The sequence below is a fragment of the Alistipes sp. genome, assembly GCF_048465635.1.
Lineage (GTDB): Bacteria > Bacteroidota > Bacteroidia > Bacteroidales > Rikenellaceae > Alistipes.
Genome location: NZ_DBFWLF010000016.1, coordinates 14,055 through 40,474 on the forward strand (window position 1 = coordinate 14,055; position 26,420 = coordinate 40,474).

Here is a 26,420-nt window from a genome sequence, read left to right on the forward strand (position 1 = left end):
TTATCGCTATGAAAAAGTATTTTGCAGCCGCAGCGCTGCTTTTGGGGCTGGTCGCATGCGGCGGCCACAACGATGCCAAGCTGGATGGCAGGAACTGGAAACTCGCCTCGATGGACGGCATTCCCGCTCAGGCCATCGACGGCGAGGCCGACTATTTCACGCTCGAATTTACCGCCGCCGATATGAGCGTCGCCGGGCGTACGAACTGCAACCGCTTCTTCGGCAAGTACAAGACCGACGGGCGCAAGCTCGATTTCGAGAATCTCGGCATGACGCGGATGGCGTGCCCCGACATGCAGTACGAGGATGCGTTCGTGAAGATGCTCGACGAGGTGGACCGCTACGAAATCCACGGCTCGGAGCTGACGCTCTACGACGATTCGAAGAAGCTGGCGACCTTCCGCTCCGCCGATGCGGACAAGGGCGCTCACCGGAAGTAATCCGGGCGAACCGTTTCGACGACGAAAGCGACCTCTTCGGGGTCGCTTTTGTCGTGTCCGGCCGCTTTCGTGCAGCGTTCCCACCGGGCAGGGCTGCTTGACGCTTCCCGATATGTGCCGGTCGTTTCCCGATTCGCACATCCCGGACGGATAGGTATTGTCGTTTCGGCCAAATTGCCTATCTTTGCACCACCGGCCTGGACAGGATGCGGTCCGGACAGGTCCGAACGAGTTCGGCCTGCCGCTCCCTCCGGGACTTCGCCGGGTCGATCCGCCCGAACGCTGCACCGATACCGGCTTGCGCAGTCGGTTGCGGCCGACTGTTTTAACCCGAACCCGAACTTAACCCGTAACCTCCCATCGTTTTGACCCTCTCCGATCTAAAAAACAGGCTTTTGGACCCGCGCGTGGTGACGGCCGTATGGACCGTCGCCACCCTCTACGCCGGCATCATGAAGGCGTTGCACGGTCCGCTGAAGTACAACAACTTCATGATCTTCCGCGGCGTGGCCGACCATTTGTTCGCCTCGCTGCCGCTCTACGAGCCTTATCCGCTCGAATACGGCGACCTGAACCACTACGGTCCGATCTTCGGCTTTATCATAGCCCCCTTCGCCGCCCTGCCGCCCTGGCTGGCCATGCCGCTCTGGGTGGCGGCGCTCTCCGCGCTGCTCTACTGGGCCGTGCGCAGCCTGCCGCTTCCGGTCCGGTTGACGACGCTGGTGATGTGGCTGGCAGCCAACGACCTCTATACGGCTGCGCTGATGCAGCAGTTCAACATCGCCGTCGCGGGGCTGCTCATCGGATCGCTCGTCATGATCCAGCGGCGGCACGAGGGGTGGGCCGCGCTGTTCATCGTCATCGGCACGTTCGTCAAAATCTACGGGGTGCTGGGGCTTGCCTTCTTCTTTTTCGTTCGGCGAAAAGGACGCTTTATCGGTTACATGGCCCTGTATAGCGCCGCCGCACTGCTCCTCCCGCTGCTCTTTGTGACGCCCGAATACCTGGTGACGCAATACCTGGCCTGGGTGGCGGACATCGCCGACAAGAACGCGCAGAACATGTTCTGCGCCTATACCAATATCTCGTTCGTGGGTTTCGTGCGCAAGGCCACCGGATCGACCGCCTATTCCGATCTGTTGATTCTGGTTCCGGCCGTGGTGCTCTTCCTGCTCTCGTATCTGCGCATCAAACAATATCGCTACACGGCATACCGTCTGACAATGCTCGCGTCGCTGCTGCTCTTCATCGTGATCTTCTCCAGCGGCAGCGAGAACAGCGGATACGTCATCGCCTCTTTGGGCGCAGGCATCTGGTGGGTAACAGTGGCCCCCCCCCGACGCGGTAGGCTCGAGTGGTCGCTGCTGGCGTTGATGCTCGCCGCCAGTTTCGCCAACCACCTGATGCCGCGGGCATTCTACCTGGATATTTATACGGGCTACGCATTGCGGTCGCTGCCTTACCTCTTTATCTGGCTGCACTGCATCGGCCGGCTCTGGTTCGAGGACTTCGCTGCGACGGACCGCGCGCTGGCGTGTGAGCCGCTTCCGGCGATAGGAACTTCCGAAGCGGCAGTGGCGGAGTAGGGCGTACCGCTGCGGATCGCGGCCGGCAAGACCGACGATCGGCAGTACCCGAGACGGTTTGTCGCTGAGCGCGGCGTCCGGCCGGGGTGTGCTTCGGCCTCTTCTCCCGTGTCGTGGTTGACGGCGGCTTTTCGAATCGTGCCGTATCGGGTCGCTGCCTTCGTCCGGGTTCGCTTCGGCGCATTCTTCCGGATCGTTTTTGACGGCGGCTTTTCGAATCGTGCCGTATCGGGTCGCTGCCTTCGTCCGGGTTCGCTTCGGCGCATTTTTCCGGATCGCTTTTGGCGCGGCTTTCCGAATCGTGCCGTACCGGACCGCAGCCTCACCCCGCATTTCACATCCGCGCCCTCGCCCGGCGAAGAGCTGCGGGAGCATATCTCCGCAGACTTCCCCGGAGACATATCCGACAAAAAAGCGGCCTCCCGAAGGAAGCCGCTTTTTTATTTCCGGTCGTGTCGCCTACTCGCTCAGCGGAGTGACGCTCACGTAGGATTTGCCTTCGCTTTTCTTGCAGAACGTGACCGTTCCGTTCACCAGGGCGAAGAGCGTGTGGTCCTTGCCCATGCCGACGTTCTCACCGGGGTTGTGAACCGTGCCGCGCTGACGAACGATGATGTTGCCCGCCTTTGCGAACTGGCCGCCGAACAGTTTGATGCCGAGTCGTTTGCTCTCCGACTCACGGCCGTTCTTCGAACTACCTACACCTTTCTTGTGTGCCATGTTTCTTCGTTTTTAAAGGTTTATGCAACGATTTCCTCGACAAGGATCTGCGTCAGCGACTGACGATGACCATTGCACTTCTGATAACCCGTGCGGCGCTTCTTCTTGAACACCAGAACCTTGTCGTCCTTGAGGTGTTTGAGAATCTTGCACTTCACCTCGGCGCCTTTCACAACAGGTGCGCCGACTTTAACCTGACCGTCGTTGTCTGCGAGCAGGACCTTGTCGAAACTTACGGACGAGTTTTCCTCGCCCTGGAGACGGTGAACATAAAGTTTCCGACCTTTCTCAGCTTTAAATTGCTGACCTGCAATCTCTACTATAACGTACATTTAAGTCGATAATATGTATTAGAACATAATTCGGAGTGCAAATATACGCATATTTATCGTTAAAACAACACAAGCGGTAAAAAAAATCGGGCATCGTGCCTTTGGCATGGTTTTAGGCAGGGTTCGCGGGCCGGGCCAATCCGGTCAGCGAATGATGCACCGCATACTGATAGTTTCCGACGATACGTTCCTGCGCGATCTGGTCCGGCTGACGCTGGCCGATCTGGGGGCCGAGGTGCGTTGCACGGCGGATGCGCAGGGGATGCGCACGCTGTGCCGGCGCATGCTCTTTGATCTGGTGATCGTGCTGCGCGTGGGCATCTTCCTGGGCGGCGACGAGCCGGTGCGCCGGCTGCGCCCCGCCGGGCTGCGTCGTCCGGCGGTCTACGTGCTCTCGTGGCAGCAGGCCGAACAGACGGTCCTCAGCCTGCTGGAGGCGGGCGTGGACCAGTATATGACTTTTCCGGTGAGCCTGCAGCGGCTGCGGCGCAAGGTCTCCGACGAACTGAACCGACAACTATGAATGCCGAGCCTTACGTGATCTATTCGGCCGTAGCGGCCGCCGTGACCTGCCTGCTGCTGGGCATGCTCGCTGCCGCTACCTTCCGCGAGCGCCGCCGCCGGGGCCGCGACGCCGCGCTGCGCACCAAATACCTCCATATCCTGATGCTGTCGCTGACCGCCCCCGCTCCCACGCCGCCGCTCTTTCCGCAGCTGCGCCGTCCGGGGGCGCGGCTGCTGCTGGCCGAAGCCGTGGCGGGCGTGGTCGCCGTGACCTACGGGCTCGATCCGGCCCCGCTGCGGCGGGTGGTGGCCCGCTACGGGATCGACAGCTGGCTGATGACCCGGGCCCGCCGCCGGCGGGGGTATCGCCGCGCCCGCTACCTCGCCCTGCTCTCGCGGCTTCCCGTCGACGGGGCGGTCGCCGAGGCCGCCGGACGCTATGTCCGCAGCCGCAACCGCTACGTCCGTTTCTATGCGCTGGCCGTCAGGCTGGCCGCCGATCCGGCCACCGCGCTGCGGCAGATGGGCGAATATCCCTACCCCTTCTCCGCTGCCGAGGTGGCCGAGATCATGGCGCTGCTACGGCGGGGCATGCTCCCCGTGGCTTACGGACCGCTGATGGCCTCGCCGCTGAGCAACCTGCGCAAGGTGGGGCTGTGCATCGTCCGCCAGTTCGGCATCGAGGAGGCCGAGGCGCAGCTGCTGCGCATCGTAGCCGAAGACGAGGTTGAGGAGCTGGGGCTGGAGGCGCTCTACACGCTCTGTTCGATGCGCCGCCCGCTGGGACGCGGGGAGGTGGCGGCGCGCGTCGCCCGGCTCACGCCCGCCCAGCGCAAGGCGCTGCTGCGGCACATGGCTTTCGAGGGGTATACGCCCGGGGCGCTGCGGCGACTGTTCGATCCGGCCGACCGTCCCTATTACGAATCGCTCGTACGCTCCTATAAACGTTCCCTGGCATGACTTTCCTGTTACTCGGCTTTCTGACTGCGGTCGCGGCGACGGCCTGCGCGGTGCTCTACCGGATCGTCCGCTCCCGCAACAAACGGCTGCTCCTTGCCGAGGCCCGCGGCATCGCGTGCGACGCTCCGGAGGGGATCGGCATCTCGGTGCTGTGCAGCGGACCGTGCGATCCGGCGCGCATCGAGGAGCTGCTGACGGTCGAATACGCCCGTTACGAAGTGGTCGTGGTGCTCGACGCGAGGCGCCATCCCGTCGAGTTCGAGGAGCTGGTGGCGCGCTACCGGATGATCCGCGTGGAGTGGAAACCCTCGGAGGAGTTCCCCGACGTGGGGGTGCGGACGCTGGGCCGTTCGCGCAAGCGCTGTTACCGGCGGCTGGTGCTGGTCGACCGTCCGCAGGATACGGCCGAGGGGGATTTGAACGCCGCCGCGGCCGTGGCCACCTACGACTACGTGTTCCCGCTCTGTGCCGGCATGCGTCTGCTGCCCGGAGCCGTGGAGCGGCTGGCCGCCGAGCTGAGCGAGCATCCGCTGGGGAAGGTGGCGATGATACGCACCTGGGTCGGAGGGCACGCCGTGCTCGTGAGCCGCGAGGCGGTGGCCGCGGCCGGGGGATTCTCGGCCCGGATGCTGCGGAGCATTCCGCGCCGCAGGCGGCTGATCCTGTGGGAGCCGCTGCTCTGTGCCGCCTCGCCGCGCCGTCGTCTGCCGCCTTCGGGCGTGCTGTCGGCGGCGTTGCTGCTGCTGGGGGCCGTCGTGGTTGCGGCGGCGGCCGGGGTGTGGCCGCTGGTGGCCGTCCTGCTCACCGCCGCAGTGGTCTGGAGCGCTGCGGCCTGCGCTTCGCTGGCGGTGGCTTCGGCCGACGGCGGGGCGGGCGCAAGGCTCTTCGGACGGCTGCACCGCGCGTGCAAATTATCTGTTAAAAATTTCACAATGTCATAATTTCTTGTTACCTTTACGATGGCAACCGCAACTGCCCAGTTCAAAACACGCGAAACGATGATAAACGATAAGGTGCGCATGTATCTGCTGCCGCCGCTCTTCAATGCGGCAGTCCGAGCCGGAGCCTCCATCATGAACGTATACAAGCATAGCGACGATTACGACATAAGCCTCAAGAACGACCGAACCCCCATCACCGTCGCTGACCGTCTGGCGCACCGCACCATCCGCGAATATCTGGGTCCCACCCGCATCCCGATTCTTTCGGAGGAGGGGCGCGAAATGCTTTACGACGAGCGCCGCAACTGGGAGCTGTACTGGCTGGTCGACCCGCTGGATGGCACGGTCGAGTTCATCAAGGGCAACAACGAGTTCACGGTCAACATCGCCCTGATGGAGAACAACGTCTGCATGGGGGCGGTGATTTACGTCCCCTATTTCGAGAAGATGTACGTGGCGGGCCGCGGGGCGGGAACCTTCCTCAAGGAGCACGTCTCACCGGATGCGGAGGCCGAATATACCTACGAGCAGATCATGGAGGGCTGCCTGCCGCTGCCGCTGGCCTCGGAGGCCGGACACGCGCATCCGCGCATCGCCGTGTCGCGGTCGCATCAGACCCCCGAAACCTACGCGCATATCGAGCGTCTGCGCGCCGTGCGGCCCGACCTGGAGATCGTCGAGCAGGGCAGTTCCTACAAGTTCTGTCTGCTGGCCGAGGGGCGGGTCGACTATTACGTACGCACGACGCAGACCTACGAGTGGGATACGGCGGCCGGGGAGCTGATTCTCTCCGAGGCGGGCGGGCGCACCGAGGCGCTGCCCGGCGGTGAGCCGCTGCGCTACAACGAGGAGGACCTGCGCAATCCGTGGTTCGTCTGCCGGTCGAAGTATTGCGAGTTGTGAGGCAGGGGCCCGGAACTCGCCGGAATCTGTAATTCTTGGAGGATTGTGGTATAGCCTGCAAAGGGACGCGTTTAAACGGGTTCCTTTGTCGCTTTTTTGAGTGCCTGAATCGTAGTTTTGCGGGCGGCAGTCTGCGGAAGACACGCGCTAAGCGGGCCTCATCGTGGGAGGAGGCTGCGGTCTATCGGTTTTTCGAATTGATAAATAAGGAAGCATCCTAATCCTTTTGGGCGGCAGCCTGCGGAGGACAGCGAATGCGGGCCTCCGCGGGGCGAGGCTGCGGCCCGCCGGCTCTTCGAGCCGAATTTGTAAGTGGCGCGAAGCGTTGCAAATTATGATTTTAAGGACGCAGCCTGCGGAGGACAGCGAAAGCGGGCCCCCGCGGGGCGAGGCTGCGGCCCGCCGGCTCTTTGAATCGACAAATAATAAAGTAAGCGCTCGTCGCGGCCGCATTTCCCGCCGTTTCCAGAACTGCGCGATGGAATAAGCTATCGCTTAGCTTTGATAAAATTGAGGCGCGTTGCCGGGAACTCGGTTTAGGGACGCAGCCTGCGGAGGAACGCGGTAAGCGGGCCTCCGCACCGGGAGGCTGCGGCCCGCCGGCTCTGCGAGCCGAGGGAATAATAGGTCTCTTTCCACGTTAGACTGCGTAATGCAAGCCTCCGCTGCCCCGGCTGCGAAGGGACGCGACAAGCAGGCTTTCGCAGCTGCACCCTATCTATGCCGCGTAGTATCGCATTAAACCCGACAAAGGGAGGAGCCAAAACCCTCCCTTTGTTTTTGATACGACGTATTTTTAGCTGATCTGCCCCATCCCATCAGGCGGCCACCATCATCCCCGTCTATTTCTTCGGTTCGGCATGCCCCTCCACGTCGCAGGCCGAGCAGTTGCCCGAGCAGCCGGCCGCGCCGCTTCCGTCAGAGCAGTCGGCCGTGCCGTCCGCCTCGCGGGTCTGCTGCACGGCGCATTTGATGCCCAGCCGCTGCATGTTTTTGTTGGTGGATATCTCCGAATCGATGTGATGCCCCTTCAGCATCAGCGTCAGCGACATGCCGACGACGAACAGCCCTACGGCCGCGACGGAGCAAAGGACGACGATCAACCAGGTTGGCATAATATTCTCTGTTTTTAGTTCCGAAATTTGGGTGTTCGCCGGCAAATGTATACATTTGTAAGATAATTTGCAAAAATGCTGCCCGGCCGCAAGACCGGGTGCTGAGCGAACCGTAAACAGCGTATTGCAACCATGAAAATCGTCATAGCGGGTGCGGGGGAGATGGGCAGCCACCTGGCCCGGATGCTGAGCGGCAACGGCCACGACATTACGGTCATCGACGCCGATCAGAAACTGCTTTCGGAGGTGGCCAGCCTAGCCGACGTGATCGTCGTCGAGGGCGACTCGACCACCTTCGAGGTGCTGCGCCGGGCATCGGTGCGCAAGTGCGACCTGTTCATCGCCGTGAATCACATCGAGAACGACAATGTCGTGGCAGCGATGCTGGCCAAGAAGCTGGGGGCCCGCAAGTCGATCGCCCGCATCGACAACAACGAATACCTCGAACCCAACAACAAGGAGATGTTCATCGACATGGGCATCGACTACCTGTTCTATCCCGAAAAGGTCGCCGCCCGCGAGGTGATCAACCTCCTGGGACACACCTCGACCACCGAATACGTCGATTTTTCGAGCGGGAAGCTCTCGCTGGTGGTCTTCCGTCTGGAGCCTTCCTCGCCGCTGGTGGGGCAGCTGCTGACGGGTTTCGACGAGGATCAGGCCCAGCTGAGCTACCGCACGGTGGCCATCACGCGCGGAGGGCAGACGATCATTCCCCGCCGCGAGGAGCACTTCATGGAGGGCGACGTGATCTACGTCATCGCCCGGCAGGACGCCGTGAAGGAGGTGATGGAGTATTCGGGACAGACCAATATCGAGATCAAGAACATGATGATCCTCGGCGGTTCGCGCATCGGCATCCGCATCGCCACCGAGCTGCAGAATGAGGTGAATATCAAGCTGGTCGACTACAACGCCGAGAAAGCCTACCGCCTGGCGGAGATGCTCGACAAGACGCTGATCATCAACGAGGACGGCCGCAACACCGAGGCCATGATGGAGGAGGGGCTGTCGAACATGGACGCCTTCGTGGCGGTCACGGGCCGCAGCGAAACGAACATTCTGGCGGCCATGTTGGCCAAGCGCATGGGCGTGAAGAAGGTCATCGCCGAAGTCGAAAACCTCAACTACATCAATCTGGCCGAATCCATCGGCATCGACACGATCATCAACAAGAAGCTGGTCACGGCGTCGAACATCTTCCGCTTCACCATGTCGACCGACGTGCAGGCCATCAAATGCCTCACGGGCAGCGACGCCGAGGTGCTGGAGTTCATCGTCAAGCCCAACTCCCCGGCCACCAAGTCGCGGATCCGGGACCTCGGACTGCCCGAGGACACGATCATCGGCGGCATCGTCCGCGGCGACAAGGTATTCATCGCCGTGGACAACATGGAGATCAACGCCTACGACCGCGTGGTGGTCTTCGCCATGCCCGAATCGGTGGGCCGGGTGGGTTACTACTTCAACTGACGCGTACATGTCGGTGAAGAACACGATACTCAAGGCCTACTTCTCGCAGCGCATGCGGGCCATCGACCGCTTCCGCCGCCACCCCGTCCAGACGCAGGAGCGCATGCTGCGCCAGCTCGTCGAGCGGGGCCGACGCACGGAGTTCGGGTGGCGCTACGACCTGAAGAACGTGCACGGCGTCGAGCAGTTCCAGGCGCAGGTCGAGACCTTCGACTACGAGACGTTCAAGCCCTACATCGAGCGCATGCGCGCAGGGGGCCGCAACATCACGGCTCCGGGCCGCGTACGGCTGTTCGCCCGCTCGTCGGGCACGACCTCCGATCGCTCGAAATACATCCCCGTCACGCGCGAGTCGATCCTGTGGAACCACACGCTCGGCATGCGCGACGTGGCGGCGGTCTTCGCGTCGAACAACCCCCGAACGCGGGTTTTCGACGGCAAGACCCTCACGCTGGGCGGTTCGTGCAGCGAGCAGGAGGGCAACCTGGTGGGCGACCTGTCGGCTTTGCTGATCCGCGAAATGACCTTCTGGAGCGGCTGGTTCCGCGCCCCGCGCACGCAGACGGCCATCATTCCCGATTTCTGGCAGAAAGCCGACGCCATCTGCCGGGAGTGCGCCGGGGAGCGGATCACCTCGTTCGCGGGCGTGCCGTCGTGGAACCTGGCGCTGATGCGCCGCGTGCTGGAGTATACCGGAAAGCAAAACCTGCTGGAGGTGTGGCCCGACCTCTGTCTCTTTGCCCACGGCGGGGTGGAGTTCACCCCCTACCGCCGTTCGTTCGAGGAGCTGATCCCCTCCGAGAAGATGCAGTACATGGAGACCTACAACGCTTCGGAGGGCTTCTTCGCGCTGGCCGACGACCCGCAGCGGGACGACATGCTGCTGATGCTCGACTACGGGACTTTCTTCGAATTTCGTGACGGGGAGAGCATCGTTCCGCTCGAAGGGGTTGTGTGCGGACGGCCCTACGCGCTGCTCATCACCTCGAACAACGGCTTGTGGCGCTACGAGATCGGCGACAGGGTGGAGTTCACCTCGGTGAACCCCTACCGCATTCGCTTCGCCGGACGCACCAAGCAATATATCAACGTCTTCGGCGAGGAGCTTATCGTCGATAATGCCGACCGCGCTTTGGCCGAGGCGTGCGCCCACACGGGGGCGGTGGTGGGGGAGTACACGGTCGCGCCGTGCTATATGTCCCTGCACGAGCGGGGGGCGCACGAGTGGATCGTCGAGTTCGACCGCGAGCCGGACGACCGGGAGCGGTTCGCCGCGGAGCTGGACCGCGCGCTGCGGGCCTCGAACTCCGACTACGACGCCAAGCGCAACACCACGCTCGAGCGGCAGCGGCTGACCGTGGTCGAACGGGGCCGCTTCCTCGACTGGATGCGCGCCCGCGGCAAGAACAAGGTTCCGCGGCTGGTCAACGACCGGCGCGTGGCCGACGACCTGCTCGAGAACCGACAGCCGGTTCCGTCCGGAGCAAAAACGAACTAACCGAACACTACCATGTATATAGCCATCGCAGGAAATATCGGAAGCGGCAAGACCACGCTCACGCAGATGCTTACCGCGCGTTACCACGCCAAAGCCTACCTCGAGGAGGTCGACAACCCCTATATCGGCGACTTTTACGAAGATATGAACCGCTGGTCGTTCAACCTCCAGATCTACTTTCTGGGCAGCCGCATCCAGCAGACGATGGATATGTTGCGCGACGGCGGCTCGGGGGTGATCTTTCAGGACCGCACCATCTACGAGGATGCGCACATCTTCGCGGACAACCTCCACGAGATGGGGCTGATGCCCACGCGCGACATCGAGACCTACATGAAGATTTTCCGGCTGATTACGACGCTGATCCCCAAGCCCGACCTGCTGATCTACCTCAAGGCGAGCGTCCCGACGCTCATTTCGCAGATTCGCCGCCGCGGCCGCGAATACGAGATAAACATCGACGAGCTGTACCTCAAGCGGCTGAACGACAAGTATAACCACTGGATCGAAAACCTCTACGAAGGCGAGGTGCTCGTGATCGACAAGGACCACGAGGATTTCGTCTCCGATGAGGCGGTCTTCGAGAAGATCTGCGCACGGCTCGATGCGCTCAAGGCGAAGCGATAGCCCATGACGCTGCCCGAAGAGTTCACCGCCCGCGTACTGCGCGAGCTGGGCCAGACCGAGGGGCGGGCGCTCTGCGAAGCGCTCGACGGCGAACCGCCCGTTTCAGTGCGCCTGAATCCGGCCAAAGTGTTTATGGACGGAGAGCGGGCCGGGGCGGCAGGAGCGACTGATGCGGTCGAAGCGGCTGTTGCAGCCGATGCGGTCGGAGCGACTGTGGGGGCCGGGGCGACCAAGACGGTCGGAGCGACCGAAAGGGCTGAGGCGATTGCGGCGACTGGAAGCTCCGGAGCGAAGATAAGTCCCCTGCCGGGGCTGAAGCTGACCGATTCTGTGCCGTGGTGCGAGGAGGGTTATTACCTCGCTGCGCGGCCGTCGTTCACGCTCGATACCGACTTCCACGCCGGAGCCTACTACGTGCAGGAGGCCGCGTCTCAGTTCGTGGGGCGGTTGCTGCCGCGGGAGGAGTTCCGCGGGGCGCGCATCCTCGACCTGTGCGCCGCGCCGGGCGGAAAGACGACCCTCTACGCTTCGCTGGCGGGGCCGGAGGGGCTGGTCGTGGCGAACGAAATCGACCGCCGCCGCGCCGGTATTCTGGCCGACAACGTGCGCAAGTGGGGCACGGGCAACGTGGCCGTCACGGCCTGCGACCCGCGGCTGTTGGGCGAGCAGGCGGGGTGGTTCGACGTGGTGGCCGTGGATGCCCCCTGCTCGGGCGAGGGAATGTTCCGCAAGGACCCGGCCGCGCGCGGGGAGTGGAGCCAAAACAATGTGCGCATGTGCGCCGCGCGGCAGGACGCGATTCTGCGCGATGCGTGGTGGGCGCTGCGCCCCGGCGGGACGCTGATATACAGCACTTGCACCTTCAACCGCGACGAGGACGAGGGGACGTTGGAACGGATGCTCGCCTGGGCGGGCGAGGAAGTGACGGAAGCCGCGCAGGTTGCGGTCGGGACCGATTGGGGCATCGTCTGCGGGGCGGTCGGACCGTTCCAGACCTTCCGGTTCTATCCCCACCGGGCGCGCGGCGAGGGTTTCTTCGCCGCCGTGGCCCGCAAGGCGTTCGACGCCGGAGGCCGCAAGCGGTCCGAGACCGGAAGCCGCCGGGAGACTGTACGCAGGGTGCGCCGCTCGCCGATCGCTCCGGCGGACCGGGGCACGATCGCCGAAGTGAGCCGCTGGATCCGGGAACCGGAGCGGATGCACTTCGCCGCGGTGGCTGATACGCTTTACGGCTGGTACGCGGCGCAGGCCGATGCCGTCCGGGAACTCTCCGCCGTGCTGCCCGTGATCTATTCGGGCGTGGCGCTGGGGCAGTTGTTCAAGGGACGGCTGAAACCCGATCCTGCGCTGGCGTTCTTCGCCGGACTGAACCGTGGGGCGCTGCCCGCGGCGGAGCTGGACGCGGAGCAGGCGCTGCGCTACCTCAGGCGGGAGGAGATCGCCGCCGCACCGCTTACGGAAGGGCTGAATCTGGTGTGTGCCCGGGGACGTGCGCTGGGCTTCGCCAAACGCATCGGAGCACGGGTGAACAACATGTATCCCAATTCGTTACGAATATTGATGAAATAACCGATACGCTATGGCCGAGAAACTTTTCTATTCGATGGGCGAGGTGGCCGAGATGTTCGATGTCAACCAGTCGCTGATCCGCCATTGGGAGTCGCAGTTCAGCGTGCTGCGCCCCAAGCGCAACAAGAAGGGCAACCGCCTCTTTTCGCCGCAGGACGTTGAGAACCTCAAGCTGATCTACCACCTGGTCAAGGAGCGCGGTATGACGCTCGAAGGGGCGAAAAAGGCGCTCCGGCAGCCCCGTGCGGAGGGGGGCGTGAAGCGCGATGCGGAGCTGATGGAGCGCCTGCAGCGCATCCGAGCGCTGCTGGTCGAGGTCCGCGAGGACCTGAAAGCCGGTCCGGGCGAGCTGGTGGACGACACCTCTGCGGCGGCGGAACCGGCCGCGGCCGTAACCGAGGCGGGGAGCGAAGCCGCTCCCGCGCCGCGCCGGGGCCGCAAGGCGGTGGTGAAGCTCGAGGAGGCGGAGGCCGCCGCGGAACCGAAGGAGAAGCCCGCCAAAACGCCCCGCAAGCCGCGCCGCAAAAAGGAGGAAGCCGAACACAAGGAGCTGTTCGCCTTTTACGAACAGTCACTTTTTTAACGCAAGCCCCCTCCGGGAGGGGCGGGACTTACGGCGCTTGGTGTAGCATCGATGGTGCGCCCTGATGCGGACGGTGATTCCGCGGCCTGAGCAACCCTTCGGTGCAGCCGTGGGAGCGGGGCTCCGGTCGCAGCCTGCTGAAGGACGCGGTGAGCGGTCCTCCGCAGGGCGAGCCTGCGGCCCGCCGGCTTAACAGCAGAAAACACGGCAACCGAATCGCGGCTTGCGGAGCCTATAGGTCGCAAAACAAATGCAAGAAATAGTGTAATCTATAGGCTAAAACGAATGTACTTGTCAGTCCGCAGCCGGCGGAGGGACACATTCGAAGCCAAAGGCTGAGATGCAGCCCTCCGCACCCGGAGGCTGCGGGCTGCCGGCTCTTCGAGCCGAATCTTTCGCCCTTTCTTCTAAGAAAGGACGAAAGAACCGCGCCCGCCGTTTCCAGAAGTGCGCGATCGAGGTGCAAAGCTGGTGCTTTGCTTATAACATAGCGGGTTATGGCTGGTAAGTTGCGGGCCGCCGCAAACAGGTGACTTTCATGGCGGACCGAATCGTACGCTATCTCCCTCCCTGGGAAAGGGCCTGGGTGGGGCAGAATCGCGGGCCGCGAGCGACGATGGCCGGCTTCCGATGAAACAAAACAGGAATCAAAATTCGCTGCGTGCATATGAACAATACCATTCAGATCAAACAGATCACCGACCTGATCGAGCGTTTCGCGCCGCTCGCGTGGCAGGAGTCCTACGACAATGCGGGGCTGATCGTCGGCCGCCCCGACCAGGAGGTGCACGCCGCGCTGCTGGCCGTGGACGTAACCGAGGAGGTGCTCGACGAGGCCGAGCGCACGGGGTGCGATCTGGTCATCACGCACCATCCGATCGTTTTCCATGCGCTCAAACGCTTCAACTCGGCCGATGCCGTGCAGCGCTGCGTCGAGCGGGCCATCCGGCGCGGCATTGCGCTCTACGCCTGTCACACCAACCTCGACAGCGCCCCCGGGGGCATGAGCTGGCGGCTGGCCGAGCTGCTGGGCGTGGGCGGTCTGACCGTCCTGCAACCCGCCCTGTTGCAACCCGCCGGGGAGGAGGCGCAGGTGGGTTTCGGCGTGGTGGGCGATCTGGCGCAGCCGGTCGGAACCGTGGAGTTCATGCGCCGCATGCAGCGGAAGCTCGACGTGCGCGTGGTGCGTTACAGCGACCCGGCCACGCCGGAAGTGCGGCGCGTGGCCGTCTGCACCGGGGCCGGGGCGTCGCTCATCGGCGAGGCGCGCCGCGCCGGAGCCGATCTCTACGTGACGGCCGATCTGAAATACAACGACTTCATGACCCCCGACAAAGCCCTGACCGTGGCGGATATCGGCCATTTCGAGAGCGAATATTGCGCAATTCAGTTATTATTTGATATTTTATCGAAAAATTTGATTACCTTTGCGGTTCGCAAGAGTGAGGACTCGCGCAATCCGGTAAACTATCTGGTTTAAGTCTAAACTAAGAACACATTATATGGCAACGCAAAAGAAGACAGCCGAGGTCGATTATTCGATGCAGGAGAAGATTCTGGCGCTCTACGAGCTTCAGAAGATCGACAGCCGGATCGACGGGATCAACAAGGTGAAGGGAGAACTGCCGCTCGAGGTGCAGGACCTCGAGGACGAGATGACCGGACTGAAGACCCGTATCGACCACATCAGCGGCGAGATCGAGGAGCTAAATACGCTCACCAAGCAGCGCAAGCGCGAGGTCGATCAGGCCAAGATTCTGATCGGCAACTACAAGGAGCAGCAGAACAACGTGCGCAACAACCGCGAGTTCGACGCCATAACCAAAGAGATCGAATACCAGGAGCTGGAGATCGAGCTGGCCGAGAAGCGGCTGAAGGAGTACTCCGCCGGGATCAAGGCCAAGAAGCTGCAGCTGGAGGAGGCCGAGCAGGTGGTCGCCGAACGCGCCGCCGACCTGGAGGCCAAGAAGAACGAGCTGGCCGGCATCGAGGCCGAAACCGCTCCGCAGGTGGCCCAGTTCGAGGAGCAGGCCGACCGCGCGAAGGCGAAGATCGACGAGCGGCTGCTGGCCGCCTACGAGCGTATCCGCCGCAACGTGCGCAACGGACTGGCTGTGGTCACCGTGCGGCGCGACGCCTGCGGCGGCTGTTTCAACCGCATTCCCCCGCAGCGTCAGGTGGATATCCGCCAGGGCAAGAAGATCATCATCTGCGAATACTGCGGCCGCATCCTGGTCGCCGACCCCGAAGAGGGACGCGAGTAACAGCCAAACGGTTACGAACAGCCGGAGCAGCCGATCTGCTCCGGCTGTTTCGCGTTTCGGACCGTGCGTGCCACGTTGCCGCCGCAGGGGAGCATGTTAATATATTAACACCGAATTTTTTTCCGACTTTTGCAAATAATCCTTAACTTTGCAAAGTTGTAATTTTCCGACTAAAGTTGCTATCCGAATGAAAATAGCCATTGCCCAGTTGAACTACACCATCGGTGACGTGGACGGCAACGCCTCGAAGATCATCGACTCGATCAACAAAGCCAAGGCACAACATGCCGACCTGGTGATCTTCGCCGAGCAGGCGCTGAGCGGAACCCCCGCTTTCGACCTGCTGCGCAAAACGACTTTTCTGGAGTTGTGCGAAGACGCGCTGGTCGAAATCGCGTCGTGCTGCGACGGGATCGCGGCCATCGTCGGACTTCCGATCCTCACGGCGGACGGCACGATCAGCGCCGCCGCGCTGATCCAGGACCGCAAGGTGCTGCGCTACGTGGGCAAGAAATACATCACGGCGCGCCGTGAGATGGGCTTCCTCGTCCCCTCGAAAGGGTGCGAATACGCCACCATCAAGGGGCACAAATGCGTCATCATCGTGGGCGACGACCTGAGCCGCGAGCGCGACTTCGACAAGTCGGTCGAGACGATCATCTCGATCAACGCCCGCAAATACGGCAAGGGGACCATGTCCTACCGCTACGACCTGATGCGCCACCTGGCCTTCGTCGAGGGCAAGAACCTGGTGATGGTCAACCAGGTGGGCGGATCGACCGATCTGGTTTACGACGGCACGTCGGGGGCGATGAACGCCCGGGGCGAGTTGGTGCTGCTGATGAAGCACTTCGAGGAGGACTTCCAGATCTTCGACACGCGGGCCGAGGCGACCCCCGTGGCCGTTCCATCGACCAACAACGCCCGCACGCACATGATCTTCGAGGCGGCCTGCTGCGGCCTGCGGGACTTCTTCCGCAAGAACGGCTACCGCAAGGCGTGCGTGGGCCTTTCGGGCGGTATCGACTCAGCCGTCGTGGCCGCGATTGCAGCCCGGGCGCTGGGGCCGGAGAACGTGCGGGCGCTGATGATGCCTTCGCCCTTCTCGTCGGACGATTCGGTGGAGGACGCCCGCAAGGTGGCCGAGAATCTGGGCATCGAATACAACGTCATTCCCATCACGGAGATCTACCGGAGCGTGGTCGACACGCTCAAACCCGTCATCGGCGGCACGGAGTTCGACGCCACGGAGGAGAACATCCAGACCCGTATCCGCACGGTCCTGCTGATGGCCCTGCAGAACAAGACGGACTATATCCTGCTCAACTCCTCGAACAAGAGCGAGAACGCGCTGGGTTTCTGTACGCTCTACGGCGACACGGCGGGCGCTTTCAGCCCCACGGGCGACCTCTACAAGAGCGAAATGTACGACGTGGCCCGCTACATCAACCGCGTCTACGACAACCCCATTCCCGAGAGCATCCTCGACAAGGAACCCTCCTCGGAGCTTCGGCCCGGACAGAAGGACAGCGACATACTGCCTCCCTACGAGGTGGTCGACGCCATCCTCTACCGCATGATCGAGGAGGGCCAGCACCGCGAGGAGATCGTCAACGCGGGCTTCGATTCCGAGGTCGTGGAGAAGATCCACGGCATGATCATGCGCAACGAGAAGAAGCGCTACCAGTTCCCGCCGGTGCTGCGGCTGTCGATGTGCTCGTTCGGGCACGAGCGGCTGATGCCGCTGACGAACAAATACGGAGATTGAGGCCGATGGCGCAGATCGAACATAGCGGCGTGGTGGAACGCATCGCCGGCGATACGGTCTACGTGAAGATCACCTCTTCGAGCGCCTGCGGAACCTGCCGGGCGCGGCAGGCGTGCGGCCTGGCCGAAGCCCAGGAGAAGATCGTCGCCGTCCGGACGCGGGAAGCGGCGGCGTTCGCCGCGGGCGAAGCGGTCATGGTCGGCGTGCGCCGCAGTGCGGGCGCAGCGGCGGTCGTGCTGGCCTATGTCGGGGCGCTGGCCGTGTTGCTGGCGGTGCTCTTCGCGGGCATCGGCCTGTTGGGGTGGAGCGAAGGCGTCAGCGCGCTGGCCGCGCTGGCGGGCGTGGCGCTCTATTACGGCGCGATGGGGTTGTTCCGCCGCAGGATCGAACACACAATTCAATTTACCATAACAAAAATCTGATGGAAGTATTATTTTACACCGTCCTGACGCTGTGTGCGTTGGGAGTACTCGCAGCGGTGATTCTCTACTTCGTGGCCCGCAAGTTCCACGTCGAGGAGGACCCCCGCATCGACGAGGTGGAGAAGATGCTGCCCGGCGCGAACTGCGGCGGCTGCGGATTCGCCGGCTGCCGCGGCATGGCCGATGCGCTCGTGAAACGGGACGATATTTCGGCGCTCTTCTGCCCGGTGGGCGGCGGCGATTGCATGAAGGCCGTGGCGGGCTACCTGGGCAAGGCCGCGGCCGAGAAGGAGCCGATGGTCGCCACGGTGCGCTGCGGCGGTACGTGCGAGAAGCGTCCCCGCACCAACGAGTTCAACGGGGCCAAATCGTGTGCCGTCGCTTCGTCGCTCTACGTGGGCGAGACGGGGTGTGCGTTCGGCTGTCTGGGCTTCGGCGACTGCGTGACGGCCTGCGCGTTCGATGCCATCCATATCAACCCCGCGACGGGGCTTCCCGAGGTCGATCCCGACAAGTGTACGGCGTGCGGCGCCTGCGTCAAGGCGTGTCCCAAGCTGATTATCGAGCTGCGCAAGAAGTGGCCGAAGAACCGTGCGGTCTACGTGTCGTGCGTGTCGAAGGACAAGGGCGCGGTGGTGATGAAGGCGTGCAAGGCAGGGTGTATCGGCTGCGGCAAGTGCGTCAAGGTCTGCCCGTTCGGAGCGATCACGCTGGAGAACAACCTGGCCTATATCGACCCGCAGAAGTGCAAACTCTGCCGCAAGTGCGTGAACGAATGTCCCACGGGAGCCATCAGGCTCGTGGGTATGGAGCCGCTGCCCAAGGAGCCGAAAGCTCCGGCCGCCGCTCCGAAACCGGCTGCGACGCCCGCTACACCGAAGGCCGCGGCGCCCGCCGCTCCGGCTGATGCGGGTAAGGCTGCTCCGGCGGCAACCGCCGCTCCCACCGCTGCTGCACCGAAACCCGCTGCTCCGGCAACCGCTCCTGCCGCGGCTACAACTACTGCCCCGCAGGCAGCAACGGCAACCGCCGCACCGGCTGCTCCCGCGGAAACCGCCGCTCCGGCCGCTCCGAAAGCCGCTGTCCCGGAAGCTGCCGCCCCGAAACCGGCCGTTCAGCCCGCCGCTTCCGAGAGTGCTCCGGCTGCCAAATCCGACCAGGAGGCGTAAAGCCCTGAAGCGGTCGGCCGCGCCCGGCTCCGGACCTCTCCCGTGCCCCGCGTCGTGCGCATCGACCTCCGAAACGAAAAAAACGAATCTACATAGCTATGAAGACATTTCCAAGAGGCGGAGTCCATCCGTCGGAAAATAAGCTGAGCTGCGCCCGGCCCATCGAGACGCTGCCGCTGCCCGAGGTGGTGACGATTCCCCTCGCGCAGCATATCGGCGCTCCGGCCACGGCGAAGGTCGCCAAGGGCGACCGGGTGCTCACCGGGCAGCTGATCGCCGAGGCGACCGGTTTCATGTCGGCCAATATCCACGCACCCGTCTCGGGTACGGTGATGGCCGTGGACCTCGTGCCCAACGGGCAGGGGCTGCGCCAGATGATGATTACCATCAAGCGCGAGGGCGACGAGTGGGCCGAGGGCATCGACCGCTCCGGGACGCTCGTGCGCGAATGTACGCTCTCCGCGCAGGAGATCATCGCCCGCATCAAGCAGGCCGGCATCGTCGGCATGGGCGGCGCGACGTTCCCCACGCACGTGAAGCTCTCGATCCCTCCCGGCAAGAAAGCCGAGGCGTTGATTATCAACGGGGTGGAGTGCGAACCTTACCTCACCTCCGACCACCGAACGATGCTCGAACGCGGCGAGGAACTGCTGGTCGGCGTGACGATCCTGATGAAGGCCGTCGGCGTTGAGCGCGCCTACATCGGCATCGAGAACAACAAGCCCGATGCGATCGCCCATCTGAGCGAACTGGCCCGCAACTACCCGGGCGTGGAGGTGACGCCGCTGAAGGTGAAATACCCGCAGGGCGGTGAGAAACAGCTGATCGCCGCCGTCACGGGCCGCGAGGTTCCGCCGCCCCCGGCCCTCCCGATCGACGTCGGTGCGGTGGTCTGCAACGCCTCGACGACCGTTGCGGTCTACGAGGCCGTGCAGAAGAACAAGCCGCTGATCGAGCGCGTGGTGACCGTCACGGGCAAAGGCATCCGTGAGCCGAAGAACCTGCTCACGCGCATGGGTACGCCCATCGAAACGCTGCTCGAAGCCGCCGGCGGCCTGCCGGCCGACGCGGGCAAGGTCATCAACGGCGGCCCGATGATGGGCCGTGCGATGGTCAACCTCGCATCGCCCGTCACGAAGGGGTGCTCGGGCATCACCGTCATGAGCGGCCGCGACGCCGAGCGCCGCGAGCTGTCGCAGTGCATCAAGTGCGCCAAGTGCGTGGCCGCCTGCCCGATGGGACTGGAGCCTTACTACCTCTCGAAGATGACCCAGAAGAAGAACTGGGACGAGATTGAGGCGCAGATGATTACCTCGTGCATCGAGTGCGGCTGCTGCCAGTCGTCGTGCCCCTCGTACCTGCCGCTGCTTGACTGGGTGCGTCTGGGCAAACAGACCGTCATGGGCATCATCCGCCAGCGGGCGATGGCCGCCGCGCCCAAAAAGTAATCGAACGTGCACGAATCCGTACATTCCGCCCCGCGGCCGCAAGCGGCCTGAAGGCTCTCCCAAGGGAGACCACGACGGGACCGGACCGAACGCCGCGGGCTGTGGCAGCGTCGGCCGCCGGAATGAACGGAACCTGCAATTCAACACAAGACGATAAACTACAACAAAACTTATGGCAAACAAACTAATTGTCGCCCCCGCGCCCCACGTGCAGACGGCTCAGTCGACGGCCCGGATCATGCGCGACGTGGTCATCGCCCTGATGCCCGCGCTGGTCGTCTCGACCGTGGTGTTCGGATGGAACGTGCTCTTCGTGACGCTCCTTTCGGTGCTCTCGTGCGTCGGGTTCGAGTACCTGATCCAGAAATTCCTGGTCCGCGGGCCGCTGACCGTCTGCAACTGGTCGGCCGTGGTGACGGGCGTGCTGCTGGCTTTCAACCTGCCGGCGACGATTCCGTGGTGGATCGTGGTGATGGGCGCTTTCGTCGCCATCGCCGTGGCCAAGATGACCTTCGGCGGGCTGGGCAAGAACCCCTTCAACCCCGCGCTGGTGGGCCGTGTCTTCCTGCTGATCGCCTATCCGGTGCAGATGACCTCGTTCCCGATGCCCGTCAACGGGGCGTTCGACGCCCTGTCGGGTGCAACGCCGCTGGCAGCCGTCAAGCACGGAGCCGGCTTCGATGTGCTGGGCCTGCAGGACCTCCTGTTGGGCAACATGCCCGGTTCGCTGGGTGAGGTGGCCGCCGCGGCCCTGCTCTGCGGCTTCGTCTACCTGCTGTGGCGGCGCGTCATCACGTGGCACACGCCCGTGGTGATCTTCCTCACGATGGCGCTCTTCGCCTTCGTCGTGGCGCTGGCGACGGGCATGACCGGAGCGGCGCTGTGGCAGTTCCCGCTCTTCCACATTCTGGCGGGCGGTGCGATGCTCGGCGCGATCTACATGGCCACCGACTACTCGACCTCGCCGATGACCGTCCGCGGCTGCGTGATTTACGCCGTGGGCATCGGTGCGATCACCATGTGCATCCGCCTGTGGGGTGCTTACCCGGAGGGTATGTCGTTTGCGATCCTGATCATGAACGCCTGCGTGCCCCTGATCAACAAGTATGTCAAACCCAAGCGCTTCGGCGTAAAATAAGGAGGACGAACGGATGAAAAGTACACTTCTCAACATGACTGTTGTCCTGCTGGGCATTACGCTGGTCGCTTCGGCCGGGGTCGGCGTGGTCAACATGATCACCGTGGAGCCGATCGCCGCCGCCAAGCAGGCCGCGACCGTTGCGGCGCTCAACGAGGTGCTGCCGGCGTTCGACGAGACCGCCTCGCAGGAGCTGACGATCGACCAGCTGCCCATCACGGTCTACACTGCCACGCGCGGCGGCGAGGTGGCCGGATATGCCGTGCAGACGATGACCAAACAGGGCTTCGGCGGCGTGGTTCGCCTGATGGTGGGCTTCACCCCCGAGGGTGAAGTGGTCAACGTCAACGTGCTGGAGCAGACCGAAACCCCGGGTCTGGGAACCAAGATGGCCGACGAAGGCAACCCGCTCGTGGCGAGCGTCAAGGGCCAGCGGCTCGAACAGAAGAAGCTCGTCGACGGCAAACTGGCCGTTACGAAGGACGGCGGCGACGTGGATGCGCTGACCGCCGCGACCATCTCTTCGCGCGCCTATGTCGACGCGATCAACCGGGCCTGGATGGCCTACAAGAGCGTGGCGACGGGCAGCGAACCGTCGGACGCGGCATCGGGCGCGACGCAGCCCGCAAACGAGCCGGAGGCTCAGGAAGGAGGTCACAATGAATAAGATGCAAATCATTCTGAGCGGCATCGTCCGCAACAACCCGACGTTCGTGCTGGTGCTGGGCATGTGCCCTACGCTGGGAACCACGACCTCGGCCGAGAACGGTATGGGCATGGGCCTGGCCACGATGGCCGTGCTGGTGATGTCGAACCTGGTGATCTCGCTCATCAAGAACCTCATTCCGGACAAGGTCCGCATCCCAGCGTTCATCGTCGTGATCGCCTCGTTCGTGACCATCATCCAGATGCTGATGCAGGCCTTCGTGCCGGCGCTCTACGCCGCACTGGGCGTCTTCATTCCGCTGATTGTGGTGAACTGCATCATCCTGGGCCGCGCCGAGGCGTTCGCTTCGAAAAACTCGGCGCTCGACTCGGTGTTCGACGGCGTGGGCATCGGACTGGGCTTCACCGCTTCGCTGACCGTCATCGGCGCCGTGCGCGAAATTCTCGGCAGCGGCTCGATCTTCGGACTGAGCTTCGGCATCGCCGATTATACGCCGTTGATCTTCGTGCTGGCGCCGGGTGCGTTCCTGGTGCTCGGGTACATTATGGTGTTATTTAACAAATTAGCCAAGAGATAGTTATGGAGCTTTCCTATTTCGCAATCATCATCGGCGCCATCTTCGTCAACAACGTCGTACTGGCGCAGTTCCTCGGCATCTGTCCCTTCCTGGGCGTGTCGTCGAAGGTCGAGACCTCCATGGGCATGGGCGCTGCCGTAACGTTCGTCATGGCGATCGCCGCCGTCGTCGCGTGGCTGATTCAGACCTATGTGCTCGTGCCGCTGGACATCGTTTACATGCAGACCATCGTCTTCATCCTCGTGATCGCGGCGCTGGTTCAGATGGTCGAGATCATGCTCAAGAAACTCTCGCCATCGCTCTATCAGGCGCTGGGTATCTTCCTGCCGCTCATCACGACCAACTGCGCCGTGCTGGGTGTGGCGATCCTGATGATCCAGAAGGAGTTCAACCTGCTGCAAAGCGTCACCTACTCGGTGGCCACGGCCATCGGTTTCGCGCTGGCGCTGGTGCTCTTCGCCGGCATCCGCGAGCGCCTCGAATTCGAGGACATGCCGCGCGCGTTCCGGGGCATCCCCATCGCGCTGATCACGGCCGGCATACTGGCCATGGCGTTCATGGGCTTCTCGGGACTGGTATAGTCTGCGAGCGTATCCGATTGGGATTCGCCCCGGACGGTTTCCGCCGTCCGGGGCGAATCGTTCGACGGAGCGGCCGGAGGGGCGTTCCGAAGAAACGGCAAACGGAGCAGGGGTGCATGGGCGGGAGTTTTGCCGCCCGGAACTTCCGGCGGGTGCATGGGGAAAGTATGTCGTTGGGAACTTCCGGCGCGTCCAGGCGTAAGTTTCCCTTTAGAGACTACCTGCGGGAGCGATCGTCGGAGGGGCGTTTCCGTCCGGTGGCGGGCAGACAGGCGGAAAGTGCATCGGCCGCCGATTATTTTGGCCGAAAGATTCTTTTTCTTGGCGGCAAATCGCTATTTTTGCAAATCAGAGCTGAAAATCCGAACCCGATATGAAGGATATCATACAACTTCACGACAAGAAGTTCCGCATCATGATCCCCGCCGAGCAGATCGACCGCGCGGTCGAAGCCGTGGCGGAGCGGATCAACGCCGACTACAAGGAGAAGGAGACCCCCCTGTTCCTCGGCATCCTCAACGGCTCGTTCATGTTCATGAGCGATCTGATCAAGAAGATCGAATTCAACAACGAACTCTCGTTCGTCAAGCTGGCTTCCTACGAGGGAGACCACTCCACGGGCGAGGTCAAGACGCTGATCGGGCTGAGCGGCAGCATCAAGGGCCGTCACGTAATCATTGTTGAGGATATCGTCGACACGGGCGAGAGCATCGAACAGATGCTCCAGCAGCTGGAGCCCTACGAGCCGGCCAGCGTGGCGGTCTGCACGCTCTTCTTCAAGCCCGGTTCCTACCGCAAGCAGATTCCGATCCAGTACCGCGCCATGGAGATCGGCAACGAGTTCATTGTGGGCTACGGACTGGACTACGACCAGCTGGGCCGCAGTCTGAAGGATATTTACGTCGTGACCGAATGATAACTCCCGACAGCGCGCTCTTCGACGGCGGGCGGCGGCTGCCGCTGGTCGAGGATTTCTATACGATCCAGGGCGAGGGATTCCACGCGGGCAAGCCCGCCTACTTCATCCGCCTGGGCGGCTGCGACGTGGGCTGCCGCTGGTGCGACGCCAAATATACGTGGAATCCGAAGCTCTATCCGCCCGTCGACGTCGAAACGATCATCGAACGCGCCGCGGCGTGCCCGGCGCAGGCGATCGTCATCACGGGCGGCGAACCGTTGCTCTATCCGCTGGGCGTGCTGACCGAAACGCTGCGCGGGCGGGGTTTGCAGCTCTTTCTGGAGACTTCGGGCACGCACCCTTTCAGCGGCGTTTTCGACTGGGTGTGTCTCTCGCCCAAGCGGCAGCAACCTCCGTTGGAGGAGGCGTTTGCGCGGGCTGACGAGCTGAAGGTGATCGTCGAATCGGAGGAGGATTTCGCGTGGGCCGAGAGCAACGCCGCGCGGGTGCGCTCCGGGTGCATGCTCTACCTGCAACCCGAGTGGAGCGTCGCCGGGCGGGTGATGCCGGCGATTGTGGAGTACGCCAAGGCGCACCCCCGCTGGAACATCTCGATCCAGACGCACAAGTACATGCATATTCCCTAATGGACGCGGCTCGTCCGTACCTCCGATGAAAATCCGGCTCGGCAGAAAGTTCTGGATGGCTGCAACGGCGGCCATCGTCCTGCTCACCGCAATCGTGGTGGGGCGCAATGCGCTGCATGCCGTGAAGATCAAGCGGCAAATCAACGCCTTGGAACGCGAGCGCGACCGCTACCGGACGCGGATCGACCAGGACAGCACGCTGCTGGAGCGGCTGCGCTACGACGACTATCTGGAGGAGTACGCCCGCGAGAACTACCACCTGCAGCGGCGGGACGAACACGTGTATATTATCGAAGAATAGGCTGGGTTATTCCCTGATTTTACCCCTGCTGCGGATTCGGCAGGGGTTTTTGATTTTCAGGGGGGCGTCTCAAGAGGGGAGGGCTTCGTGGATTAGAGGGGGTCTTCGTTGAACGGATATTCAGTAATGCCTGAACCCCTGCCAGTCCAGCTCGACGGGCCGTCCGTCCTGCAGCCAGACCAACCCGCCGTCGCGGGTGATGCGGCCGAGGGGGTAGAGCGGCGATCTGAACGTTTGCCGGAACGCAGCGGCCAGCTGCGCAGCCGCATCGGCATCGGCCGTCAGCAGCAGTTTGTAGTCCTCGCCCCCGCAGGCGGCGGTCCGCAGGTCGGAACCCGCAGCGACGGGAATGAGCGCCGTGTCGATTTCCGCCCCGACCCCCGAGCGGTCGAGGATGTGGCGCATGTCCGAGGCCAGTCCGTCCGAAAGGTCCATCATGGCGTGCACCTCCGGGCGGCCTGCGAGCCAGCGTCCTTCGGCCACCTGCGGCTGGGGATTGCGGTGTAGGGCGGCAGCGGGGGTGTCGCAACGCCCCTCCAGCAGATCCCGCAACCCCGTGCCCGAGGCTCCCAGCTCCCCCGCGGTGAAGATCACGTCGCCCGGGCGGGCGTCGCTGCGGCGTTTGATCCGATCGTCCGCCGCGCGGCCGATGGCCGTGACGTTGATCGTGATGCCCGAAGCCGAGCGGGTCGTGTCGCCGCCGACAAGTGCTGCGGAGAACTCTTCGGACATCTCCCGGTAGCCCTGCATGAACTCCTCGGCCCACTCCCCGGTGGCATCGGAAGGCAGGGCCAGCGACAGCAGTGTGGCGACGGGCTGCGCGCCCATCGAGGCTATGTCGCTCAGGTTTACGGCAAGGGATTTGCGCCCCAGCTCCCGGGGCGAGGTCCGGTCGCGCAGAAAATGAACCTCCTCGGTCAGCAGGTCCGTCGTGAAGAGCAGCGACTCCCCGCTGCCGAGCGGAAGAACGGCGCAGTCGTCTCCGATCCCCTCGAACCCGTTGGCGGGAAGCCCGGAGAAGAGCTGCGCGATGCGTTCGATAAATCCAAATTCGGTCATGCTTTCGGGCGGGTTTCGGCGCAGTCCTGCACCCGGTTGAACTCCGGCTGTCCGGCCCGGTCTTGAACCGGGGCTGGAAGCAGCGGCGACGGGCGGGCGGCGCGGATGCGGCAGGGCGGAGCGTATGGAACGGATGTCGCTGGCATAAATTCGATCGGAGTGAAAACAAAGGTACGAAAAATTCCGAATTATCGCTATCTTTGCCTGCGGATCGGCGCCGGAAGCGACGG

General features: G+C 63.2%; 27 protein-coding genes and 1 pseudogene. 24 read left to right on the plus strand and 4 right to left on the minus strand.

Annotation, left to right across the window (positions count from 1 at the left end; translation table 11 throughout):
- Positions 1 to 8: 8 nt before the first annotated feature.
- Both ACMO9O_RS05855 and ACMO9O_RS05860 read left to right on the plus strand, forming a co-directional pair.
- Positions 9 to 440 (plus strand): META domain-containing protein, encoded by a 432-nt coding sequence (locus tag ACMO9O_RS05855; protein ID WP_418982805.1) that lies wholly within the window; start codon positions 9 to 11, stop codon positions 438 to 440.
- Positions 441 to 835: 395 nt separating this feature from the next.
- Complete coding sequence (locus ACMO9O_RS05860; RefSeq protein ID WP_418982807.1) at positions 836 to 2,026, plus strand: glycosyltransferase family 87 protein; 1,191 nt, start codon at positions 836 to 838, stop codon at positions 2,024 to 2,026.
- Between the two features lie 459 nt (positions 2,027 to 2,485).
- On the opposite strand, the gene rpmA is transcribed toward ACMO9O_RS05860, so the two are convergent.
- Positions 2,486 to 2,746 (minus strand): 50S ribosomal protein L27, encoded by a 261-nt coding sequence (gene rpmA, locus ACMO9O_RS05865; RefSeq protein ID WP_418982808.1) that lies wholly within the window; start codon positions 2,744 to 2,746, stop codon positions 2,486 to 2,488.
- A 20-nt stretch (positions 2,747 to 2,766) separates the two neighbouring features.
- Positions 2,767 to 3,078, minus strand: coding sequence for a 50S ribosomal protein L21 (rplU, locus tag ACMO9O_RS05870; RefSeq protein WP_418982809.1), 312 nt, complete (start codon positions 3,076 to 3,078; stop codon positions 2,767 to 2,769).
- Positions 3,079 to 3,229: 151 nt separating this feature from the next.
- Here rplU and ACMO9O_RS05875 point away from each other — a divergent pair, with 151 nt between their 5' ends.
- From ACMO9O_RS05875 to ACMO9O_RS05890, 4 genes are read left to right on the plus strand one after another with little or no spacing between them, the layout of a single operon-like run.
- Positions 3,230 to 3,601 carry a response regulator gene (locus ACMO9O_RS05875; protein WP_418982810.1) on the plus strand — a complete coding sequence of 124 codons (372 nt, stop codon included), beginning with the start codon at positions 3,230 to 3,232 and terminating at the stop codon, positions 3,599 to 3,601.
- A complete protein-coding gene (locus tag ACMO9O_RS05880) occupies positions 3,598 to 4,542 on the plus strand; it encodes a hypothetical protein (protein ID WP_418982811.1) in 945 nt (314 codons plus the stop codon). Before ACMO9O_RS05875 ends, ACMO9O_RS05880 begins: the two co-directional genes overlap by 4 nt.
- Positions 4,539 to 5,483, plus strand: a complete 945-nt coding sequence (locus ACMO9O_RS05885) for a glycosyltransferase family A protein (RefSeq protein WP_418982813.1) — start codon at positions 4,539 to 4,541, stop codon at positions 5,481 to 5,483. Before ACMO9O_RS05880 ends, ACMO9O_RS05885 begins: the two co-directional genes overlap by 4 nt.
- A 57-nt stretch (positions 5,484 to 5,540) precedes the next feature.
- Positions 5,541 to 6,386, plus strand: a complete 846-nt coding sequence (locus tag ACMO9O_RS05890) for a 3'(2'),5'-bisphosphate nucleotidase CysQ family protein (RefSeq protein ID WP_418982814.1) — start codon at positions 5,541 to 5,543, stop codon at positions 6,384 to 6,386.
- 842 nt (positions 6,387 to 7,228) lie between these two features.
- Here ACMO9O_RS05890 and ACMO9O_RS05895 read toward each other — a convergent pair.
- The gene (locus ACMO9O_RS05895; protein WP_418982816.1) at positions 7,229 to 7,501 is read right to left on the minus strand and encodes a hypothetical protein; all 273 of its coding nucleotides are present in this window, start codon (positions 7,499 to 7,501) and stop codon (positions 7,229 to 7,231) included.
- A 132-nt stretch (positions 7,502 to 7,633) separates the two neighbouring features.
- On the opposite strand from ACMO9O_RS05895, the gene trkA reads away from it, so the two are divergent.
- From trkA to ACMO9O_RS05985, 18 genes and pseudogenes are all read left to right on the plus strand, one after another.
- The gene (trkA, locus tag ACMO9O_RS05900; RefSeq protein WP_418982817.1) at positions 7,634 to 8,974 is read left to right on the plus strand and encodes a Trk system potassium transporter TrkA; all 1,341 of its coding nucleotides are present in this window, start codon (positions 7,634 to 7,636) and stop codon (positions 8,972 to 8,974) included.
- Between the two features lie 7 nt (positions 8,975 to 8,981).
- Positions 8,982 to 10,472, plus strand: coding sequence for a GH3 auxin-responsive promoter family protein (locus ACMO9O_RS05905; protein WP_418982818.1), 1,491 nt, complete (start codon positions 8,982 to 8,984; stop codon positions 10,470 to 10,472).
- A gap of 12 nt (positions 10,473 to 10,484) precedes the next feature.
- Positions 10,485 to 11,099: a deoxynucleoside kinase gene (locus ACMO9O_RS05910; protein WP_418982819.1), complete on the plus strand. Its 615-nt coding sequence runs from the start codon at positions 10,485 to 10,487 to the stop codon at positions 11,097 to 11,099.
- A gap of 3 nt (positions 11,100 to 11,102) precedes the next feature.
- Positions 11,103 to 12,668 carry a methyltransferase RsmF C-terminal domain-like protein gene (locus tag ACMO9O_RS05915; RefSeq protein ID WP_418982820.1) on the plus strand — a complete coding sequence of 522 codons (1,566 nt, stop codon included), beginning with the start codon at positions 11,103 to 11,105 and terminating at the stop codon, positions 12,666 to 12,668.
- 10 nt (positions 12,669 to 12,678) lie between these two features.
- A complete protein-coding gene (locus ACMO9O_RS05920) occupies positions 12,679 to 13,251 on the plus strand; it encodes a MerR family transcriptional regulator (RefSeq protein ID WP_418982821.1) in 573 nt (190 codons plus the stop codon).
- A 679-nt stretch (positions 13,252 to 13,930) separates the two neighbouring features.
- On the plus strand, positions 13,931 to 14,731 hold the full coding sequence (locus ACMO9O_RS05925; protein ID WP_418982962.1) for a Nif3-like dinuclear metal center hexameric protein: 801 nt from the start codon (positions 13,931 to 13,933) through the stop codon (positions 14,729 to 14,731).
- A 22-nt stretch (positions 14,732 to 14,753) separates the two neighbouring features.
- Entirely contained in the window at positions 14,754 to 15,515 is a 762-nt protein-coding gene (locus ACMO9O_RS05930) for a zinc ribbon domain-containing protein (RefSeq protein ID WP_418982822.1), read from the plus strand.
- Positions 15,516 to 15,702: 187 nt separating this feature from the next.
- A complete protein-coding gene (locus ACMO9O_RS05935) occupies positions 15,703 to 17,283 on the plus strand; it encodes an NAD+ synthase (protein ID WP_418982823.1) in 1,581 nt (526 codons plus the stop codon).
- A gap of 5 nt (positions 17,284 to 17,288) precedes the next feature.
- Positions 17,289 to 17,705, plus strand: coding sequence for a SoxR reducing system RseC family protein (locus ACMO9O_RS05940; protein ID WP_418982825.1), 417 nt, complete (start codon positions 17,289 to 17,291; stop codon positions 17,703 to 17,705).
- A pseudogene (locus ACMO9O_RS05945) lies at positions 17,705 to 18,640 on the plus strand (Fe-S cluster domain-containing protein); the annotation flags it as partial. The gene ACMO9O_RS05940 and the pseudogene ACMO9O_RS05945, both read left to right, overlap by 1 nt.
- Positions 18,641 to 18,972: 332 nt before the next feature.
- Entirely contained in the window at positions 18,973 to 20,322 is a 1,350-nt protein-coding gene (gene rsxC / locus ACMO9O_RS05950) for an electron transport complex subunit RsxC (protein ID WP_418982826.1), read from the plus strand.
- A gap of 172 nt (positions 20,323 to 20,494) precedes the next feature.
- Positions 20,495 to 21,460, plus strand: coding sequence for an RnfABCDGE type electron transport complex subunit D (locus ACMO9O_RS05955; protein WP_418982828.1), 966 nt, complete (start codon positions 20,495 to 20,497; stop codon positions 21,458 to 21,460).
- A 13-nt stretch (positions 21,461 to 21,473) separates the two neighbouring features.
- Complete coding sequence (locus ACMO9O_RS05960; protein ID WP_418982829.1) at positions 21,474 to 22,127, plus strand: RnfABCDGE type electron transport complex subunit G; 654 nt, start codon at positions 21,474 to 21,476, stop codon at positions 22,125 to 22,127.
- Positions 22,120 to 22,704 (plus strand): RnfABCDGE type electron transport complex subunit E, encoded by a 585-nt coding sequence (locus ACMO9O_RS05965; RefSeq protein ID WP_418982831.1) that lies wholly within the window; start codon positions 22,120 to 22,122, stop codon positions 22,702 to 22,704. The genes ACMO9O_RS05960 and ACMO9O_RS05965 overlap by 8 nt, the downstream gene beginning before the upstream one ends.
- A 2-nt stretch (positions 22,705 to 22,706) precedes the next feature.
- Positions 22,707 to 23,285 (plus strand): electron transport complex subunit RsxA, encoded by a 579-nt coding sequence (gene rsxA, locus ACMO9O_RS05970; RefSeq protein ID WP_418982832.1) that lies wholly within the window; start codon positions 22,707 to 22,709, stop codon positions 23,283 to 23,285.
- A 373-nt stretch (positions 23,286 to 23,658) separates the two neighbouring features.
- The gene (gene hpt / locus ACMO9O_RS05975; RefSeq protein ID WP_418982833.1) at positions 23,659 to 24,201 is read left to right on the plus strand and encodes a hypoxanthine phosphoribosyltransferase; all 543 of its coding nucleotides are present in this window, start codon (positions 23,659 to 23,661) and stop codon (positions 24,199 to 24,201) included.
- On the plus strand, positions 24,198 to 24,830 hold the full coding sequence (locus tag ACMO9O_RS05980) for a 7-carboxy-7-deazaguanine synthase QueE (RefSeq protein WP_418982834.1): 633 nt from the start codon (positions 24,198 to 24,200) through the stop codon (positions 24,828 to 24,830). Before hpt ends, ACMO9O_RS05980 begins: the two co-directional genes overlap by 4 nt.
- A 25-nt stretch (positions 24,831 to 24,855) precedes the next feature.
- On the plus strand, positions 24,856 to 25,131 hold the full coding sequence (locus ACMO9O_RS05985; RefSeq protein WP_418982836.1) for an FtsB family cell division protein: 276 nt from the start codon (positions 24,856 to 24,858) through the stop codon (positions 25,129 to 25,131).
- Between the two features lie 120 nt (positions 25,132 to 25,251).
- Here ACMO9O_RS05985 and thiL read toward each other — a convergent pair whose 3' ends face one another.
- Positions 25,252 to 26,190 (minus strand): thiamine-phosphate kinase, encoded by a 939-nt coding sequence (gene thiL / locus ACMO9O_RS05990; RefSeq protein WP_418982837.1) that lies wholly within the window; start codon positions 26,188 to 26,190, stop codon positions 25,252 to 25,254.
- Positions 26,191 to 26,420: the final 230 nt, after the last annotated feature.

Excerpts from the sequence above, each read along its gene's own strand:
- ACMO9O_RS05855 (WP_418982805.1), top strand. The coding sequence starts at position 9 with ATGAAAAAGTATTTTGCAGCCGCAGCGCTGCTTTTGGGGCTGGTCGCA.
- rpmA (WP_418982808.1), bottom strand. The coding sequence starts at position 2,746 with ATGGCACACAAGAAAGGTGTAGGTAGTTCGAAGAACGGCCGTGAGTCG.
- rplU (WP_418982809.1), bottom strand. The coding sequence starts at position 3,078 with ATGTACGTTATAGTAGAGATTGCAGGTCAGCAATTTAAAGCTGAGAAA.
- ACMO9O_RS05875 (WP_418982810.1), top strand. The coding sequence starts at position 3,230 with ATGATGCACCGCATACTGATAGTTTCCGACGATACGTTCCTGCGCGAT.
- ACMO9O_RS05880 (WP_418982811.1), top strand. The coding sequence starts at position 3,598 with ATGAATGCCGAGCCTTACGTGATCTATTCGGCCGTAGCGGCCGCCGTG.
- ACMO9O_RS05885 (WP_418982813.1), top strand. The coding sequence starts at position 4,539 with ATGACTTTCCTGTTACTCGGCTTTCTGACTGCGGTCGCGGCGACGGCC.
- ACMO9O_RS05890 (WP_418982814.1), top strand. The coding sequence starts at position 5,541 with ATGATAAACGATAAGGTGCGCATGTATCTGCTGCCGCCGCTCTTCAAT.
- ACMO9O_RS05895 (WP_418982816.1), bottom strand. The coding sequence starts at position 7,501 with ATGCCAACCTGGTTGATCGTCGTCCTTTGCTCCGTCGCGGCCGTAGGG.
- trkA (WP_418982817.1), top strand. The coding sequence starts at position 7,634 with ATGAAAATCGTCATAGCGGGTGCGGGGGAGATGGGCAGCCACCTGGCC.
- ACMO9O_RS05905 (WP_418982818.1), top strand. The coding sequence starts at position 8,982 with ATGTCGGTGAAGAACACGATACTCAAGGCCTACTTCTCGCAGCGCATG.
- ACMO9O_RS05910 (WP_418982819.1), top strand. The coding sequence starts at position 10,485 with ATGTATATAGCCATCGCAGGAAATATCGGAAGCGGCAAGACCACGCTC.
- ACMO9O_RS05915 (WP_418982820.1), top strand. The coding sequence starts at position 11,103 with ATGACGCTGCCCGAAGAGTTCACCGCCCGCGTACTGCGCGAGCTGGGC.
- ACMO9O_RS05920 (WP_418982821.1), top strand. The coding sequence starts at position 12,679 with ATGGCCGAGAAACTTTTCTATTCGATGGGCGAGGTGGCCGAGATGTTC.
- ACMO9O_RS05930 (WP_418982822.1), top strand. The coding sequence starts at position 14,754 with ATGGCAACGCAAAAGAAGACAGCCGAGGTCGATTATTCGATGCAGGAG.
- ACMO9O_RS05935 (WP_418982823.1), top strand. The coding sequence starts at position 15,703 with ATGAAAATAGCCATTGCCCAGTTGAACTACACCATCGGTGACGTGGAC.
- ACMO9O_RS05940 (WP_418982825.1), top strand. The coding sequence starts at position 17,289 with ATGGCGCAGATCGAACATAGCGGCGTGGTGGAACGCATCGCCGGCGAT.
- rsxC (WP_418982826.1), top strand. The coding sequence starts at position 18,973 with ATGAAGACATTTCCAAGAGGCGGAGTCCATCCGTCGGAAAATAAGCTG.
- ACMO9O_RS05955 (WP_418982828.1), top strand. The coding sequence starts at position 20,495 with ATGGCAAACAAACTAATTGTCGCCCCCGCGCCCCACGTGCAGACGGCT.
- ACMO9O_RS05960 (WP_418982829.1), top strand. The coding sequence starts at position 21,474 with ATGAAAAGTACACTTCTCAACATGACTGTTGTCCTGCTGGGCATTACG.
- ACMO9O_RS05965 (WP_418982831.1), top strand. The coding sequence starts at position 22,120 with ATGAATAAGATGCAAATCATTCTGAGCGGCATCGTCCGCAACAACCCG.
- rsxA (WP_418982832.1), top strand. The coding sequence starts at position 22,707 with ATGGAGCTTTCCTATTTCGCAATCATCATCGGCGCCATCTTCGTCAAC.
- hpt (WP_418982833.1), top strand. The coding sequence starts at position 23,659 with ATGAAGGATATCATACAACTTCACGACAAGAAGTTCCGCATCATGATC.
- ACMO9O_RS05980 (WP_418982834.1), top strand. The coding sequence starts at position 24,198 with ATGATAACTCCCGACAGCGCGCTCTTCGACGGCGGGCGGCGGCTGCCG.
- ACMO9O_RS05985 (WP_418982836.1), top strand. The coding sequence starts at position 24,856 with ATGAAAATCCGGCTCGGCAGAAAGTTCTGGATGGCTGCAACGGCGGCC.
- thiL (WP_418982837.1), bottom strand. The coding sequence starts at position 26,190 with ATGACCGAATTTGGATTTATCGAACGCATCGCGCAGCTCTTCTCCGGG.